The sequence below is a fragment of the Lacticaseibacillus casei DSM 20011 = JCM 1134 = ATCC 393 genome (assembly GCF_000829055.1).
GTDB lineage: Bacteria > Bacillota > Bacilli > Lactobacillales > Lactobacillaceae > Lacticaseibacillus > Lacticaseibacillus casei.
The window spans coordinates 2,408,449-2,425,533 of sequence record NZ_AP012544.1 but is presented as its reverse complement, the minus strand read 5'-3'; the positions used below and the strand labels follow the sequence as shown (position 1 = coordinate 2,425,533).

Sequence of the window (17,085 nt, the reverse complement as noted above, 5' to 3'; positions counted from 1 at the left end):
AGCATAGCAACAAGGGGAGCACGCGCATGAGGGTTACCGGGAATTTTTGGGTGAGACATGTCAATCGGTGTGACTATGTGCCACAAGCTGACGCGCGAGAAAGCAGCGTTGCAGCTTTGCGCATGGTTTTAAAATTTTATGGGGCAGAGATATCACCGACGCGTTTGCGGGCACTGGCTGAAGTGGACCAGACCGGGACGACATTAGATGACCTGATTCATGCTGCCGAGGCACTTCATTTCACAACGAAAAGTGGTATCAGCATCACCCCGAAGCGTTTAAACGAAACCCCGCTTATTGTGGCGAGCCGAGACGCGCAGGCCGGCCAGCAGCGCTTTGCTGTTGTCTTCAAAATCACCAAACGGCATTTGTTGGTAGCAGATCCTGATGTGACGGTTGGTGTTAAGTGGTTATCCTATCAACAATTCAACCAAACCTGGGCTGCAGCTGGCGCTATTATTAAACAGAGATTGAACCATACAGCCGTTAAAATGCCTTCATCACCTTTACGGACGATTAAAGCGTTGATTTTGCAGCAAAAAGTGGCTTTGGTGCATTTGATACTTGCGGTGCTAGCGACAACAGGTACCAGTGTTGCAGGAGCTTTTTTCCTCCAGATCATTGTGGATACTTATCTGCCGAATGGATTAATGAGGCCGTTAGCCATCATGGCGCTTGCACTAATGGGAGCAGGGCTTTTTGAAGCAGTGCTGACCTGGGGCCGTGAGCTTTTGTTGGGGATGTTGGATCAGCGGCTCATGATTGATGTGACCTTGGCCTACGTGCGGCGGTTATACGCAATGCCGTTGCCTTTTTTGAATCGACAACGACAAGCGCTCACTGCGCAAGTGGCTGAAACGAATCGACTCATTGGGGTTGCTGCCAAAACACTTGCGACCCAATGGCTTGAAACACTTGCTGCGACAATATTACTTGTTTTACTGGTTGGTATGAACTGGAAGTTGGCGCTACTAGCCGTTCTGGCTATATTCGGGATGCCTTACTGATGTGGCTTTTTCGTGATCGTTTGCGAGCAGCCGGTTACGCTACGAGTCAGTCCGATGTGGCGCTTAGCACCGAAATTACTGAAGGCCTTCGTGGCGTTGAGGCAATGCAGGCGTTACGTGCCGAACCTGATCTTTTTCGGCGAGTTGATCAGGCGTTTGCCGATGATTTACATAAAAAGTTTGCTCAGCTGCAGTTTGTGCAACTTGAACGGGCGGTGCAGCGGGCGTTTCATTTCATTTTAACAGTCGGTCTTTTATGGCTAGGTGCCGGCATGGTCTTAACGCAACAACTTAGCCTCGGCCAATTGGTAGCATTTGCTGCCTTATTCGTTTACTTTATCAGCCACTTGACACAGGTGGTGCGGTTGCAGCCGCAACGGCAATTAATCGCTGTTGCCGACAGCCGTTTGCGTGATCTTCCGTCAAGCAGTGCGGCTGATCAACAACGGCGCGTCAGTGAGACGCAACAAATTGCCGGGACGATTAAATTAAGCCAAGTTACGTTTGGCTATCGGCAAAAACAGCCGGTTTTACAAAAGATTGATTTATCGATTATGCCAAATCATAACATGGCAATCGTTGGCGCAAGTGGTGCTGGTAAAACGACTTTGGCACGTTTGATTGATGGCTTATGGCCACTCGACGCCGGAAGTGAAACGATCACTTTTAACCAAACGAATATCAATGACATTCACTTGTCGCTACTACGCCAATATGTTGCCTATGTTCCAGAACGACCGGTGATTTTCTCCGGCTCCATCCTGGACAATCTGCGTCTTGGCAATCGATCTGACGTGACTGATGATGATATGGATGCTGCTTCTGAAACGGCCGAGATTGCCGATGACATTACAAACCTGCCAAACCTAGTCTACACACTGGTTGATGCCAATACTGCAACGCTGACAGCGAGTCAAAAACAGCGGCTGGCAATCGCCCGGGCGCTACTATCGCCGGCAAAAGTGCTTATTTTTGACGGGACTTTTAGTCAGATCGAAAGTGCCATGGCTGAGCGAATCCTTGATCGCCTATTTGCGATCAAGGACCGAACGATTATTTTAATGACGCAACAACCGCAGCTAGCGCGTAATGCCGATAAAATTGTTGTGTTGGTTAATGGCCGCATCGTTGAGCAGGGAAGCTATCCGATTTTGTTTGCCAAGCACGGGTATTATGTCCAAATGCTGAGGAGGTAGTCGCCATGAGTCAAAGAGAAAATCAATTGGTGACGGCTACTGATTTTACCCGGCGTTTCAAGCATTTTAAGCGTTGGATTGCCTTACCATTCATCGTGTTTGTTTGTCTCGTCGTTCTGTTTTTGGCCTTCACCAAACAAGAAAAAGCCATTCAGGCAAATGGCACCATGGCTACCAGTCAGCGAGGCCGGGCGCTTTATGTACAAGGTCCGGCGACTATCACCCGAGTCATGATGCAGTTCGGCCAAAGGGTTCGCAAAAATCAGCCTATTTTGGTTTATCGCGTAACCGCTGATACTGATCGAATTGACGATCTTGCCAGTCAGATAACCGACCTGAAAAAACAACAAAAGCAATTGCAAATGTTCGGACAAAGCGTTGACCAAAATAAGAATCTTTTTTCCGAAACCGATCAATATGGCTATCAACAAGCGGTACAGACTTATTTAAACCAACGGCAAATGGTGACGCAGACGTTATCTGGAAATGCGGCGGCGAGTGACAACCAGGCGCTTACTAGCAAAAAGCAGGAAGTTGACCAGCTGCTGACAACGATAATCGCTCAGACGGCGACCGAGATCAGCCAGATTCAAGTTGCTGAAGCTGCCATTCACGGTCAAGGAAGTGTTGCCGCCGAGAATCCTTATGCTGGCTTTTATCAACATTACCAGCAGGCAGTCGCCACCGCAGATGCAGCGGGGAAGGCGGCCATTCAAACCCAAGATCTTGCCCAACTGCAAGGTCGATTAAATGATCGGCAAAAACAACTGGCTGCCTTGCAAGCATAGCAGCAAGAAAATCAACAAACGACAGGAACTGGTCAGGCCAGTGCAGAAACTTTTCTAACGACTTTGCAAACCATAACTGAACAAACGATCGTAGCAGACGCGAAACGCATCCAGCAAACCCTTGGAAAGCTTGAGGCAAAAGCCGATGACTTAAGGCACGCTAGCCAACCGCAAACTATTAAAGCACCAGTAACAGGGTTGATCTATTTTCGCCAGTCAGCGGTGGCTAATCAGCAAATCATCGGTAAAAAACAGGTAATTGGCCGGATTTTACCCGAGCAAAATCACCAATCTTCAATTAGCTTCAACTTGAAGGTCGCAAAAAAGGACTTTTCTAGCGTTAAACGTGGTCAGCAGGTGCGTGTAAAAGTCGAACCAAATGCTGGGGACACACCTATACTTACCGGAAAAGTCACGCAGATACCGTCAGTAAATCAGTTGCAGCAAGAAAACTTGCAGATAACGGTTCAGAGTCGGGTTAGTCGATCGCAACTTGCCCGGCTTCATGACAGAATAACGGTAGATGCTTCGATCGTTACTGGCTCGCAATCTTCCTGGCAGGCATTGGTGCGGAAACTTGGCATTTAATGTAAGAAGTTTTGTGGTTATGTAAAAAACATGTCGAGTTACGCTCACTAGCATTGTAATTTAACATTGACTTAGGCCTGAATCGTTGGTATTCTAGTAGCTGGTATTGTTTGCCCCACGATAAGCCCCGGAAACTTAACGTGTTCAAACAAGCACAGAATTATGGAGGAAACAAATCGTGCGTACAACATTTTTGGCTAAGCCAGGTGAAATCGAACGTAAATGGTATGTGATTGACGCAACGGATATCGCGTTGGGTCGTCTGTCATCTGTCGTTGCTTCGATCTTGCGTGGTAAGAACAAGCCGCAATTCACCCCAAACGTTGATACCGGTGACAATGTGATCGTTATCAATGCTTCCAAGCTAAAGTTGACTGGCAAAAAAGCCTCAGACAAGATTTACTATCGTCACAGTCAGCATCCAGGTGGTTTGAAACATGAAATTGCTGGGGATCTCTTGCGGGACAACCCGGCACGTCTGGTTGAATATTCTGTTAAGAAGATGCTTCCGACCAAGAATACACTTGGCCATCAGCAATTCCTGAAGCTTCATGTCTATGCTGGGGAGGAACACCCGCATTTGGCACAGAAGCCAGAAGTACTCGACATTTCAAACTTAATCTAAGGAGGCAATTACTGTGGCACAAGTACAATATGCAGGTACAGGTCGTCGCAAGAACTCCGTTGCCCGGGTCCGTTTGGTTCCCGGCACCGGCAAGATCACGATGAACGGTAAAGACGTTCGCGACTACCTTCCATATGAAAACCTGATCACCGATTTAACTCAGCCATTTGGCATCACCGAAACCACTGGCAGCTACGACGTTCTTGTTAACGTCAATGGCGGCGGCTTCTCTGGCCAAGCTGGCGCAACTCGTCACGGCATTGCCCGTGCCCTGTTGACAGTTGACCCTGACTTCCGCGGCCCACTTAAGAAGGCCGGCATGCTGACCCGTGACCCTCGTATGAAGGAACGGAAGAAGTACGGTCTCAAGAAGGCACGTAAAGCATCACAATTTAGCAAACGGTAATAGCGTTATGCTATCGATATGGAAACGTTGCTACGACAACGTTTCAAGCATATCTCGAACTCGGAAAGTGGTTCTCCCAATTAGGGCGAGCCACTTTTTTTGACCCCTCAATTAGGGCGTAATTTGTGCGCGTCTTTCGCTTGAGAAATCCTGGCTCCAAGAATTTTTGGGGCGCGTGTCCTAGTCTTACGTTCTTTTGTGCGTCAATTTTAATGAATTTCGTTGAGTTTCATTTCCTGTGCGAGTGAGTTCGCTCTTGCTTGTGCGATTCGTTCAGCGAACTTATCATGAACATCCAGACCAACAATATCAGGCGTGTTGACATACACGCGCGTGGTCTTGATGCTGGAATGTGACAGTGCTTCGGAGATCAGCTGTAAGCTGGCACCACCTTGACGTGCAAGTGTTGAGAACGTATGCCGCAACTTGTGCGGTGTGACCCGAACGAGGTCAGGGTGGCGCTTATAGATTGAATTCAGACGATAGTTGAGATAGTCGGCATGTAACGGTTGGTTGATCCCACCTTGGAAGTTCGTGTAGGTAAACAGAAACTGGTTTGGCCCAGACTCTAGGTTTACTTCTACGAGTTCAATGGCTTGTTTGTCGTGCCATTCTCTCAACATCGGGATCAAAATCGGCGGTAAAGCGTGGGAGGTTTCCTTCTTGGCCTTGGTTGGACCGACCTTACCGCTTTTCTTGAGTGCTTGAATAATCAGAACATAGCCGGTGTTGAAGTCAACGTGCTTCCATTGCAATCCGTATGATTCACCCTTGCGATCTCCGAGGTGGAGTGTAAGGAGAAGTAACAGATAATCTTGATCACTTAACTTGCCGTTTTCGTGATCTGTGTTGGCAGCGTCGAGCCAAGCCACCATTTCATCAGCGGAAAGTGATTCGCCAGTCATCTTGCGACGAGTGGCGAGCCGTTCCTTTTTGGGACTGCCGATGGAGGAAATAGCTTTTTCTAGCCGGTTCACATCGATGAAGTCCACCATTTCGGCGGTATCAAACATCTGACTGACGTAAGACTTGACTGTGCGAATGTTTGCGTACTTCTCTGACAGAATTGCCAGTTCTTGCATGACGAACTGCTTATTGAGATTTAAGTAAGTCATTGAATACTCGCCGAACATTGGAAGCAGGTGAAGTCGGAAAATATTGCGTGTATTCGCTTGAGTTTCCTCTGAAGGAATAATACGAATACGTCCGGTTGCGCCAGCAGCGTACAGCGGCCACCAGACTTCGCGGTAAAAGTTCTTGAATAGCATTTCCCCGTTCTTCTTGATAGCACTTGCTGATTGTGTTTTTTGAGCCTCCTTAATTTTCTCATCGACCTGTTTTTGCAGCGTTCTGGCTTCCAACTTTGTCGCTACGGTTTTACGGTAACGTGGAACTTTCACGCCAAGAATGCCGCGAATATCTTTAGGGTAGAACACCTCCACAAAGTAAGTGCCTGCATCAGTTTTAGTAATAGACATGATATTTACCTCCTGTTGTTTGTCAACGAGCTTGAACAGGATGTAAAGCTACATCGACATATTACCATCCTTCAACGCGTTTGCGAAGCCATCCATCAACTGCGTCGCGATCATAGCGAACAACACCACAGATGTTGATTCTTGGTAGGCCAAGCTCAATCCACTTGTCCAAGGTATTGTTAGAAATCTTCAAGTACGCGCACAACTCCATCTTCAACAGGTACCGATCATGCTGTGATTGTTCTTCGCGAGCCCTGTTAACTTCATCGAGAAACAAGGTAGACAGAGCGTTACGAATCGCAATCACGTTCTGATCGTCCATTGGAAAATCGATTGGCGCTTCTATTGCTTGCGCTGAAATATGACACACCTCCTTCTTCGCAGTGTTGGCGAAACTGATGTTGTGAAGAACAGTTCATCATTCAGCCCGATTCCAATCGGCTATCGAGAATCTCAAAGAGAGCCTCTTTCCCTCGTTTCGTCAGGGTGACGTACAAGTATCCGGCTCACTGGGTTAGTCGCTCGCTCGTGAGAGGTCATGGCGTTGCGGAGCCTTCGTTGCTGAATGATGCTATTAAGTTATCAAAGGACATGGCGGGCCAAATAAAAACCTGCCTCTGATATATCAGACGACAGGTGAGTTCGGAAATGAAACCATATCCGAAATTAATTATTATTTAATGACGTGAACTTGAGTTTCCGACTTGAGTTTGTGGACGACTCTGCCAAATGCTTTTCAACGTCGAAGTGTTTGACGATGTACACAAATTTAATTTGAAGTTCTTGCTTCAAATCCGGATCGACATAGCTTTTTCCAAATGCCGCCTCACGGTTGAAGTCGTGATTGAACATTATTAGTAGTTGGGACATTGCCTCATCATCTCCACCCTGCGCTGCCAAGATAACCGGGATCAGGTTATCGATCTGTGTGTAATGCATTGAATACTCCTCCGCACGCGCTACATATTTTCGTATGCTGCCTTAATCCTTTGCAATGCGCGCCGCCTGCGCTTATTTGCTCCTTGGCTAGTTATACCTACCTGACTACCGATTTCCACGTCGTTGAGTTCATCGTAGTAATACTGATACAAAACCATCTTATCAGCTGTTGAAAGAGTTGCGACGGCCTTTGACAACCGCTCGTCGTCAACAAAATTCTCCAACTCTGCAATTTCCTCAAGGGTCAAGGTGAAATCTTGGAGATGGTAAGGCTCCCGGATTTCTTCAAGTAGCCAGTCTTCAAGCGGTGTTGTATTAATCAGTCTAAGACCGGCGCGGTATCGATCGATGCGTTCGTTTCTTAACCCGTCTTGAACATACCTGATGAACATCTTTGACACTTCACGTTCGCTACTCATCGTGATAACCTCCTAATATTTTGAGCTCTTCTTAATAACAGACGAAAAAAAATCGAGATGTGAAACCGGTTTCAATATATTTTTGTGTAAATGACACAAAATAAAAACCATCGGTAAAAATGCCGATGGTTTGAGTGCGTAACCTATAGAACCGGGTTGAGATACAGCGTAACAGATACTGCGATAGAGCCAGCATTGGTGAGGATCCAATTCAATGCGCCCCATTTACTAAAACGGTGTTCCTGTTGGTAACACGTTACAGTGAGCTAAATATGCGCTTGGATTCATGGTCACAGCGCAGCCGAGCTGAATATTTTTATAGATTTAATCGATTCTAAATCGGATGAGGTACATGGGAATCCAATATGCAAATATTTCTACATAAAATAAAAGGTTACATCACGAATCCGTGAGCTAATATTGCTAGTTAATGATATACTAAAATGATAAGTGAGGTGGCATGATGACGATTTCATATAAAGGACTCTGGAAGACCTTAATTGACCAAGACATCAATAAAACACAGTTGAAAGAGCAAGCTGGTGTGAGCGCAAATGTCATCGCAAAGTTAGGAAAAGATCAGCCTGTTTCGATGGAGTCACTCATTAAAATTGGTGAAGCTCTAAATGTTGATATCGGCGACATCGTTAGTATTAAGTCCGAGAACCGAAAATAAATACTCGGGTTTGCATTCTGTTGTGAATTGTACTTCCCGATATTCAATGGGTCGCGTACCGAGCACATATTAGTGTTTACACCAACAAGTAGAAATTAGTCGGAAAGAGGTAAGCGTATGTCAGAGAGTAACCCAGTTAAAGTTATTACAAATCAAGGTGACAATACTGTTCTACATTTGTTGCAGACCAGTATTGCCTCAGGGAGTTCCCTAGACATTGTAACGCCAGCCTTTTCTATCTTTGCCTTAAATGCGTTGATGGATCAGCTTAGAAATTTGAGTCGGGTTAGGATCATCCTCATCGAAGATATTTTTGAACAACCAGTATCTGATTATTTACGGCGTTATGAGATTGCCCAGAAACGGAATCAGATTGCTGGCAATAATTATGAGATTCGACTTCGCAATCAGATGATGAATGCGTCCATCGCTAAAGATATTTCAAAGATGATTAAACGAAAGATTGAGTTCAAGAAGATTAAAGGGCAAACGACAATGGCCCCGATGTTGATTCTCAATGGTAATACAGAGGGTGCAAGCTCCTTTGTCATTCAGAGCACTTTTAGCTTTACGGGTGATGGTATCGGTTTAACGGAGTCGAGCAATCTTACGCCAATGACAGCATTAATGAATCTGTCTGAGGTGAATGCGAGCATGACAGACTCGTTTAATGCAGCCTGGAACGACAAAAGCAAAACTGTCTCAGTTGACCAGTCGGTCATCGATAGGATTCAAAAAATGGCACAGGAGAAGAGCCCGGAGTGGCTCTATTTCGTGTCGCTCTACCATTTATTTAACGATCGCCTTGACGAATTAGACGAAGACAATATCATTCGAAAGGGTACCGGTTTCAAAGAGACAAAGGTGTGGAATGCCCTGTATCCATTTCAGCGAGATGGTGTTGTTGGCCTGATTGAAAAACTAGAGAAGTACAACGGTGCACTGTTAGCGGATTCGGTTGGCTTGGGGAAGACCTTCTCAGCCCTAGCAGTTATTAAGTATTACGAATTGAGAAACGATCGCGTCTTGGTACTGGCACCGAAACGTTTACGCGAGAACTGGGTGACGTGGACGCAGAACACTAAGACGAACTTTCTGGCTGCTGACCGATTTGGCTTTGACGTTCTGAATCATACCGATTTAAGTCGTACCTCAGGCTATTCTGGGGATATCAATTTGTCCACGTTGAACTGGGCGAATTATGATCTTGTCGTGATTGATGAGTCACATAATTTCCGTAACAATAATCATTACGATGGCCGTCAGAGTCGCTATGAGCGTTTGATGGAAGACATTATCAAGCAAGGCACAAAAACGAAGGTACTGATGCTATCAGCAACACCGGTCAACAATCGCATGAATGACATTAAAAACCAGATTAGCTTCATTACAGAGGGCGACGAGCATGCACTACGGAAGTACGGGGTTGCAAATATCGACGAGGAGTTGCGTCGCGCTCAAACGCGTTTTAACGAGTGGTCACTACTTCAGCCGAGCAAGCGCACCACCCAGCGTTTCCTAGACATGGTTAATCCTGGCTATTTTGAGATACTAGATAGATTTACGATTGCCCGTAGTCGGAAGCATATTGAAAAATTCTATGATTCTGCCGCACTCGGCAGCTTTCCAATACGACTACGACCAAAGACCATCAAGTCTCAAATCGATTTATCAGGACAGTTCCCGCCACTCAACGATACGTACGAATCGATTGGACGGTTGCGGTTAGCATTATTTCAGCCAATGGCATACGTTATGCCGAATAAAAAGGCTAAGTATGCCGCTCTTTACGATACTAAGACTGGAAGAGGCAATGCCACATTCCGGCAAGAAGATCGTGAGCAGGCCTTAACGGGCTTAATTCGAACCAACTTATTGAAGCGGCTTGAAAGTTCAGTCAATTCATTTGGGCTGACACTTCAGAGAATGCTGGATTCCGTTGACGATGCAATCAGAAAAATTGATGAGGCTAACCAGAACGTTGACGAACTGGCTAGCATCACGGCTTTCGAAGATGATGACGATATCGCGGATGCGTTTGATGCTGAAGCGGTAGGTAAAAAGGTCAAAATCTTAATAGGTGATATTGATAGAATTCGCTGGCGTCAGGATCTCGAGGATGATCGAAACATTCTTCGAAACCTTGCAAACGATGCAACCACAGTTAAACCAGAGAACGATGCAAAACTTGCTGATTTATACGGACTGATGGAAGAAAAATGGCAGCACCCGCTCAACGCCAATAATAAGAAGATTATTATTTTCACGGCTTTCGCGGATACAGCCGCTTATTTGTACGATAATTTAGCGGGAACTATCAAAACAAAGTACGGACTTAATACAGCGTTGATTACAGGCGGTCAGTCGAAGAATAAGACAAATATGGCTGGCGTGAAAGTAACGGACATGAACGATATACTGCTTAACTTCGCCCCGTTAGCGAAGCAGCGCGATGCCAACGATAGACGTGCACCAGAAGAAATTGATGTCCTGATTGCTACCGATGCTATCTCTGAAGGCCAAAACTTGCAGGACGCGGACTACCTCGTAAACTATGACATTCATTGGAATCCGGTGCGAATCATTCAGCGCTTTGGTCGAATCGATCGCATCGGATCCAAGAATTCTCAAATTCAACTTGTTAATTTCTGGCCAGATGTTGATCTTGACGTCTACCTTGATTTGGAAGACAGGGTGCGGAGCAGAATGACGCTGTTGGACGTGTCTGCGACTGGGGATGATAATGTCCTTCAGACTGAACGCGAACATACGGACCTCGATTATCGGCGAGAACAGCTACAACAATTGCAGAATGAGGTGGTGGATCTCGAAGACATGAATGGCTCCATCTCAATCACAGATTTAACTTTCAATGAGTTCAAACAGGATTTGACGGGAGCTTTAAAGGAACATGAAGCAGAGTTAAACCGCGCTCCCAAGGGGATGTACGCGGTCACCTCTGCAAGCCTATTAAATGAAGCAGTACCCGGAGCAATTCTTGTGTTGCGTCAATCTGGGGAGACGCAACGTCAGGATAATAGTCTTGCCCCATTCTTGCTGGTATACATGTCGACGGACGGAGAAGTGAAGTTAAATTACATGTATGCAAAGCAGATTCTTGATTACTTTAAACGTTTGTGTCTGGGCCAAACTAGTATTTTAGAGGACGTAGTTACGCGTTTTAATGCCGAGACCAATGGTGGACGCGATATGAGTCACTACTCTGAACTGCTGAATGAGGCAATCCAGTCAATTAAAGGAAAGAAAATTGAGGTGGGCATTAATTCGCTCTTTACCCCAGGTGGGACTGCTATGGATGCTGCCGAAGCAGTTGCACAGGAAAGCGACTTTGAACTGATTTCATTTTTGATTGTTAAGGAGGCCATCGATGGAAACAAGTGATCTAATTAAGATATTGCGCCTTCCGCAGCCGACAATAATCAACCGAAACGTTCCTAAGCGTCAGTTTTATGAACATATGTCATCATCAAAGGGGCAAGGACTGATACAGTCAGATGTCGACACGGTCTATTGGTTGAGTAGTGTGCGGCCGAATAATAGCGGATTTACGATTACTAATGATGGTGAGACACCAGTTGAAGAAATCGAAGTGTTCTACGTCCGGGTCAGGAACAGTGACCGAGAAGAAGCAATATTTCGCCAGATTAATTCTGCTATTCCGTATCCACTAATCATTTTCTTTGACCTTGACAATCGAATCACAGTTGGTGTTGCAGAATATAGTTATGGCAAGGCTCATGAGATGGGCATAGAACGAGTCGTGATTTCAAGCATCCTGAGCAATCATTTTATGGATTCAATGCTGGTCCCTACAAAAGAACCTGGAACAACGCTCTTTGAATATTATAAGGGAATTCAAAATCGGGTCTTATCGGTGACACTTCAAGCCAATTTTAATAAATCACCGATGGACATCGATATTAAGAGTTACTCTGAAGTTTTGCGTTTGCAGGCTGAGATCGAGACGCTTCATGATGAAGTCATGAAAGAAGACCAGCTTAATTTGAGAGTTGAATTGCAGCTAAAGCTTGCTGAGAAGAAAAAATTACTTAATCAATTATTGTCAAACTAACAGGGAGAACATTATGACAAATGATCGTAGCTTTAAGCCAATGGAGGGAACTTCATCTAATCTCACAGAAGAGAATATTAATCAATTAAAGGCCCTTTTCCCGGAGGTTGTTACTGAGGGAAAGATTGATTTTGACGTGTTGAAAACGATTCTCGGTGAAGAGGTGGATGAATCTGAAGAGAAGTATAAGTTTACGTGGCATGGGAAACTTGCCGCAATGCAAACCGCTCAACAGCCAACGATGAAGACACTCCTGCCGCAGAAACAATCTTCGTTAGACTGGGAGAATACAGGCAATATCTACATTGAGGGAGATAACTTAGACGCTCTAAAGATTATTCAGAAGAGTTACGCTCACAAGGTGAAGGTAATCTATATTGATCCACCTTACAACACGGGCAAGGATTTTGTGTATCACGATGACTTCACCACTGATACAGATTCTTATCTGGCTGAGACTAACCAGACTGATTCTTTGGGTTCACATTACGCAACCAATACAGAGTCAAATGGAAAGTTCCACACTGATTGGTTAAACATGATGTATAGTCGGTTGAAATTGGCGCAAACTTTTTTGAGAGATGACGGCGTGATCTTTGTCAGCATTGATGATGGTGAACAAGCCAATCTAAAAAAGATGATGGACGAGATTTTTGGTGAGCAAAATTTTCTAAACGACGTTATTTGGCAGTCGCGCACGTCCATTTCTAACGATCATGAAATTTCCCTAAACCATAATCACACTTTGATATTTGCAAAATCTAAAAGTAACTTAGATTTTGGTGGAGATCCAATTGATCCAACTGAGTACAGCAACCCGGACGATGATCCGAGAGGACCATGGAAATTAGTTCCAATTGATGCAAACCATACCGGTGGCGCAACAGTTTATCCCATTGTGAATCCAGCAACAGGCGAGTCATATATGCCCGTGAATGGACGTATTTGGGCATACAATGAGAAGACTTTCAAAGAATTACTTGCTGATGGAAGAATCGCATTTGGACTTCGCGGAGATTCCGCCCCCAAGAGGAAGATGTTTTACAAAGAAAGAATAGCAAAAGGTGATGTAAAGACACCGAGTTCTATTCTACTGGATGCAGGGACAACGAAGACTGGTACTAAAGAGTTAATGAGCATGTTTGGATTTAAGGTATTTGATTACCCTAAGCCAGTTGCGTTGATTAAGAGATTTCTAATATGGTCGAATTCGAAGAATGCAATAGTTATGGATTTCTTTTCAGGAAGTGCAACCACAGCACAGGCAGTAATGGAATTAAATGCTGAAGATCATGGGCAGAGAAGATTTATTTTAGTACAAATCGCTGAAGAACTAGATGCAGGCAGTGGAGCCTATAAGGCCGGTTATCATAAATTAACCGAAATTGGTGAAGAACGAATTAGAATTGCAGGGACAACGATTGCCAAAGAAAATTCTAAAGCTGTTTTTGACCGAGGCTTTAGGGTTTATTCGATTTCAGAATCAAATTTTGCACAGTGGAATACGGAATCTTCGGTTTCCAACATCAATCTTTTAGAAGATAATTTTATACCGGGTCGCTCTAATGACGATATCCTAACTGAAGTTATACTAAAACAAGGACTAGATCTTAGCTATCCAGTTGAAGATCAGCACATTGATGGCGCTGATCTGTACATTGTCGCCGGTGGCGTACTTTATGTTGTTCTTGGTAATCAAACAATTACGTTATCTACTGCTGCTGCAGTCGCTGACGACTTTCGTCGTTCTAACATGGAACGGGCTACGGTTGTATTTCAAGACAATGGTTTTAAAGACGATAGTGAAAAACTAAACGCGATTGAAATTTTAAACGATGCGGGTTTTCAATATGCAGATATTCAGTCGATATAGGGGGTGCTTGTAATGAAGATTAAGTTTGATGAGCTGGAGTACCAGCTTCAAGCAGTCCAAGCTGCCACCCTATTATTTAAAGGTCAAACGGTTCGGCAAGCTAACTTCACTTTGTCGAATTCAAACGCACAAGGCGCATTCTTTTCTGAAGACGGGATTGGGGTCGGCAACAGCGTCAATATTACTCGTGCTGAATTAATTAAGAACATGCAGCAGATTCAGATTAGCAACGGAATTGCCCCAGATGATGAACTGACGGGCGAGAATAAACAATTCCCGTCTTTCAATATTGAAATGGAGACTGGCACAGGGAAGACGCTAGTTTATTTGAAGACGATTCTTGAGCTCAATAAACAATACGGCTTCTTGAAGTTTATCATTGTGGTACCCTCGGTGGCCATACGTGAAGGGGTGCAGAAGTCTATCGAGATAACGCGTGGTTATCTATCATCGCAATACAATGGTGCAATCTATGACTCATTTGTCTATTCCAGCAATGATCTCAACCGAGTGAGGGAGTTTGCAAGCTCCAGCAACATTCAAATCATGATCACGACCATTCAAGCGTTCAATAAGGATACTAACGTCATGAATCAGGAGAACGACAAGCTGGGTGGTGATCGTCCGATTGACTTTCTGGCACAGACCAGGCCTATATTGATTATTGACGAACCACAGTCGGTAGATGGGACTCCCAATTCGAAGGCTGCGATTAATAGGCTCAATCCTTGTATTGGTTTCAGGTACTCAGCCACTCACAAGGAAAGTTATCCAACTATTTACCGACTAGGGCCGGTAGAGGCGTATGACCAACAATTGGTTAAACAAATTGAGGTTTCTGGTGTCCAGATGGATGAGGACGGCAATCGAGCATATTTGCGTCTCGTAAGTACGAGCAATAAGAAAGGCGCTATCTCTGCCCGAATTGAGGTCTATAAGAAGACTAAACAAGACGCTGATAAGGCAATCATAACCGTGAAGAAGGATACGGATATTGCCAGCAAGACTAAACTTCAGACATACAGTAAAGTTGGATTTGTCACTGATATAGATACGACTCCGGGGGCTGAAACCGTCTATTTTTCTGGCGAGCCAAGTGAGATAACCTTAGCCTCTTCGAATGCAGAAGATGAAGCTTTGAAACGCGACCAAATCAAACAGACAATCCAGGAACACTTAGAGAAGGAACTGCGCTTTCAGAAGGCCAAGATTCCAGTAAAGGTGCTCAGCCTGTTTTTCTTGGATAAGGTCGAGAACTACCGTGAATACAACGATGATGGCACCACGAGTCTTGGTAAGTATGCGAAGATCTTCGAAGAAGAATATAACGCCTTAATTCATTCCAAAAAATTTAGCGGCCTCCGTGATGCCAAGGTGCCAGTCTCAGAAGTACATGATGGATATTTTTCGCGTGACGGTAAGAAACGCTTCAAAAATACGCGTGGAGATACGGCAGCGGATGAATCAACGTACAGTATGATTATGAAAGACAAAGAGGGGTTACTGACAACATACGATCCCGATACTGGGGCGGTGGCAAGCGTTAACAAATTACGTTTCGTCTTTTCTCACTCCGCGCTTCGTGAAGGCTGGGATAATCCTAATATTTTTCAGATCTGTACGTTGGCGGACACGAAGGACACGATGACTAAGCGACAAAAAGTGGGTCGTGGTCTGCGCATTGCTGTTGATCAATCCGGGCGGCGAATCCCTGGTTTCGAAGTCAATACGCTGACGGTGATGGCGAACGAGAGCTATAAAGACTTTGCCGAGACCTTACAGAAAGAATATGCCGACGATGGTGTTAAGTTCGGCGTATTTGGGCCTGACACATTTGCAACGATTGTTCTGAGTAAAGACGAATTTACTGGTGAACAAGAAGTGCTCGGTAAAAAACGTTCCAAAGCTCTAGTGCAAGCCTTAACAGACGATGGCTTTTTGAACACCGCTCACAAGGCCACTGATAAGCTAAGAAGTGCGATTAAGAATAAGCAAATAGAACTACCAGAAGAATATGCACCATTTGAGGCACCCGTCCTGGCGATTGCAGAGAAACACGTCAAGTCTCTAGAAATCCGGAACCGCGCTGATCGGCATGAGGTGGATGTGAATAAGGAAGCACTGAGTGATGATTTTCTTGCTCTTTGGGACCGGATAAAGGAAAAGACGACTTATCGTGTGCATTTTGACACAGAAGCTCTGATTGATCGCGCAGTGAAAAAACTAAATAATATCACGACTCACAAAGGAAACTTCACTTACTCCAAGGCACTGATTCAAAATACTGCTGCCGGGATGGAAATACATGATCCGCACGAACGACGCCTATCGAGCAGTGATCAGACGCCATATGAGCTTCCTGATATTCTTACATTCCTGCAGAATGAGACACAATTGACTCGGCGAACATTAGCCAAAATATTGAACGGCGTTGATAGTTTAGCTGCGTTTGAGGCGAACCCACAAAGCTACATGACGCAGGCTGCCAAGTTGATTAACTGGGAGAAACGTCAGCTGATGGTTGACGGGATTGAATACCGAAAGACCGGAGACGAGTACGAACAGCGCTTATTCACGACAGAGACGCTTTATGCTTATTTGGACCACGACGGACAAGAAGGTAACGCCGTGGCCGTTGATGGCGGGAAAACCGTCTATAATTGCATCGTCACTGACTCCGACACTGAAAAGCAATTCGCGCGGGACTGTGAGCAGGATGATAATGTCAGGTTCTATATTAAGATGCCTGACTGGTTCAAGGTGAAGACACCGCTTGGAACATACAATCCTGACTGGGCGATCTTGTATGAGGAAGATGCCGGAACGCGGCTTTATTTTGTTGCGGATACTAAAGCCAATCCTGATGAGGAAGCATTGCGTGGTCACGAGCGGTTGCAGCTTCGGTCTGGGAAGGCGCATTTTGAGGCTCTGGATACAGGGGTGACGTTTAAGGTGTTAAGAGACGAACGAGGGTTGGCAAGATAGAAAGCGCCTGGC

The 17,085-nt window shown here is 45.1% G+C and carries 15 protein-coding genes; 11 read left to right on the top strand and 4 right to left on the bottom strand.

The annotated features are described in order from the left end of the window. The first annotated feature begins 26 nt into the window (after window positions 1-26). The 6 genes from LBCZ_RS11655 (at window position 27) to rpsI (ending at window position 4,610) form a co-directional block, all read left to right on the top strand. Entirely contained in the window at window positions 27-1,007 is a 981-nt protein-coding gene (locus LBCZ_RS11655; protein ID WP_039639968.1) for a cysteine peptidase family C39 domain-containing protein, read from the top strand. Then, window positions 1,007-2,203, top strand: coding sequence for an ATP-binding cassette domain-containing protein (locus tag LBCZ_RS16585; RefSeq protein ID WP_025012551.1), 1,197 nt, complete (start codon window positions 1,007-1,009; stop codon window positions 2,201-2,203). The genes LBCZ_RS11655 and LBCZ_RS16585 overlap by 1 nt, the downstream gene beginning before the upstream one ends. 5 nt (window positions 2,204-2,208) lie before the next feature. Then, window positions 2,209-2,991, top strand: coding sequence for an HlyD family secretion protein (locus LBCZ_RS11645; RefSeq protein ID WP_025012552.1), 783 nt, complete (start codon window positions 2,209-2,211; stop codon window positions 2,989-2,991). Window positions 2,992-3,054: 63 nt separating this feature from the next. Next, window positions 3,055-3,579, top strand: a complete 525-nt coding sequence (locus tag LBCZ_RS11640) for an efflux RND transporter periplasmic adaptor subunit (RefSeq protein WP_025012553.1) — start codon at window positions 3,055-3,057, stop codon at window positions 3,577-3,579. A gap of 178 nt (window positions 3,580-3,757) precedes the next feature. After that, window positions 3,758-4,204 (top strand): 50S ribosomal protein L13, encoded by a 447-nt coding sequence (gene rplM / locus LBCZ_RS11635; protein ID WP_005686771.1) that lies wholly within the window; start codon window positions 3,758-3,760, stop codon window positions 4,202-4,204. 13 nt (window positions 4,205-4,217) lie between these two features. After that, window positions 4,218-4,610 carry a 30S ribosomal protein S9 gene (rpsI, locus tag LBCZ_RS11630; protein WP_010492533.1) on the top strand — a complete coding sequence of 131 codons (393 nt, stop codon included), beginning with the start codon at window positions 4,218-4,220 and terminating at the stop codon, window positions 4,608-4,610. A 209-nt stretch (window positions 4,611-4,819) separates the two neighbouring features. Here the strand turns inward: rpsI and LBCZ_RS11625 are convergent, their stop codons facing one another. The 4 genes from LBCZ_RS11625 to LBCZ_RS11610 form a co-directional block, all read right to left on the bottom strand. Then, window positions 4,820-6,088, bottom strand: a complete 1,269-nt coding sequence (locus tag LBCZ_RS11625; protein ID WP_025012554.1) for a site-specific integrase — start codon at window positions 6,086-6,088, stop codon at window positions 4,820-4,822. Between the two features lie 61 nt (window positions 6,089-6,149). Continuing rightward, window positions 6,150-6,410: a helix-turn-helix transcriptional regulator gene (locus LBCZ_RS11620; protein WP_032958427.1), complete on the bottom strand. Its 261-nt coding sequence runs from the start codon at window positions 6,408-6,410 to the stop codon at window positions 6,150-6,152. 344 nt (window positions 6,411-6,754) lie between these two features. Beyond that, window positions 6,755-7,027: a helix-turn-helix domain-containing protein gene (locus LBCZ_RS11615; RefSeq protein ID WP_025012556.1), complete on the bottom strand. Its 273-nt coding sequence runs from the start codon at window positions 7,025-7,027 to the stop codon at window positions 6,755-6,757. 20 nt (window positions 7,028-7,047) lie between these two features. Continuing rightward, window positions 7,048-7,446, bottom strand: a complete 399-nt coding sequence (locus tag LBCZ_RS11610) for a sigma factor-like helix-turn-helix DNA-binding protein (protein WP_025012557.1) — start codon at window positions 7,444-7,446, stop codon at window positions 7,048-7,050. 463 nt (window positions 7,447-7,909) lie between these two features. On the opposite strand from LBCZ_RS11610, the gene LBCZ_RS11605 reads away from it, so the two are divergent. The 5 genes from LBCZ_RS11605 (at window position 7,910) to LBCZ_RS11585 (ending at window position 17,073) form a co-directional block, all read left to right on the top strand. Further along, window positions 7,910-8,122, top strand: a complete 213-nt coding sequence (locus LBCZ_RS11605) for a helix-turn-helix domain-containing protein (RefSeq protein ID WP_025012558.1) — start codon at window positions 7,910-7,912, stop codon at window positions 8,120-8,122. A gap of 117 nt (window positions 8,123-8,239) precedes the next feature. Then, on the top strand, window positions 8,240-11,524 hold the full coding sequence (locus LBCZ_RS11600; protein WP_025012559.1) for a helicase-related protein: 3,285 nt from the start codon (window positions 8,240-8,242) through the stop codon (window positions 11,522-11,524). After that, window positions 11,511-12,215 carry a DUF4391 domain-containing protein gene (locus LBCZ_RS11595; RefSeq protein WP_025012560.1) on the top strand — a complete coding sequence of 235 codons (705 nt, stop codon included), beginning with the start codon at window positions 11,511-11,513 and terminating at the stop codon, window positions 12,213-12,215. Before LBCZ_RS11600 ends, LBCZ_RS11595 begins: the two co-directional genes overlap by 14 nt. A gap of 13 nt (window positions 12,216-12,228) precedes the next feature. After that, a complete protein-coding gene (locus LBCZ_RS11590; RefSeq protein WP_025012561.1) occupies window positions 12,229-14,088 on the top strand; it encodes a site-specific DNA-methyltransferase in 1,860 nt (619 codons plus the stop codon). A gap of 12 nt (window positions 14,089-14,100) precedes the next feature. Next, window positions 14,101-17,073, top strand: coding sequence for a restriction endonuclease (locus tag LBCZ_RS11585; protein WP_025012562.1), 2,973 nt, complete (start codon window positions 14,101-14,103; stop codon window positions 17,071-17,073). Window positions 17,074-17,085 lie beyond the last annotated feature (12 nt).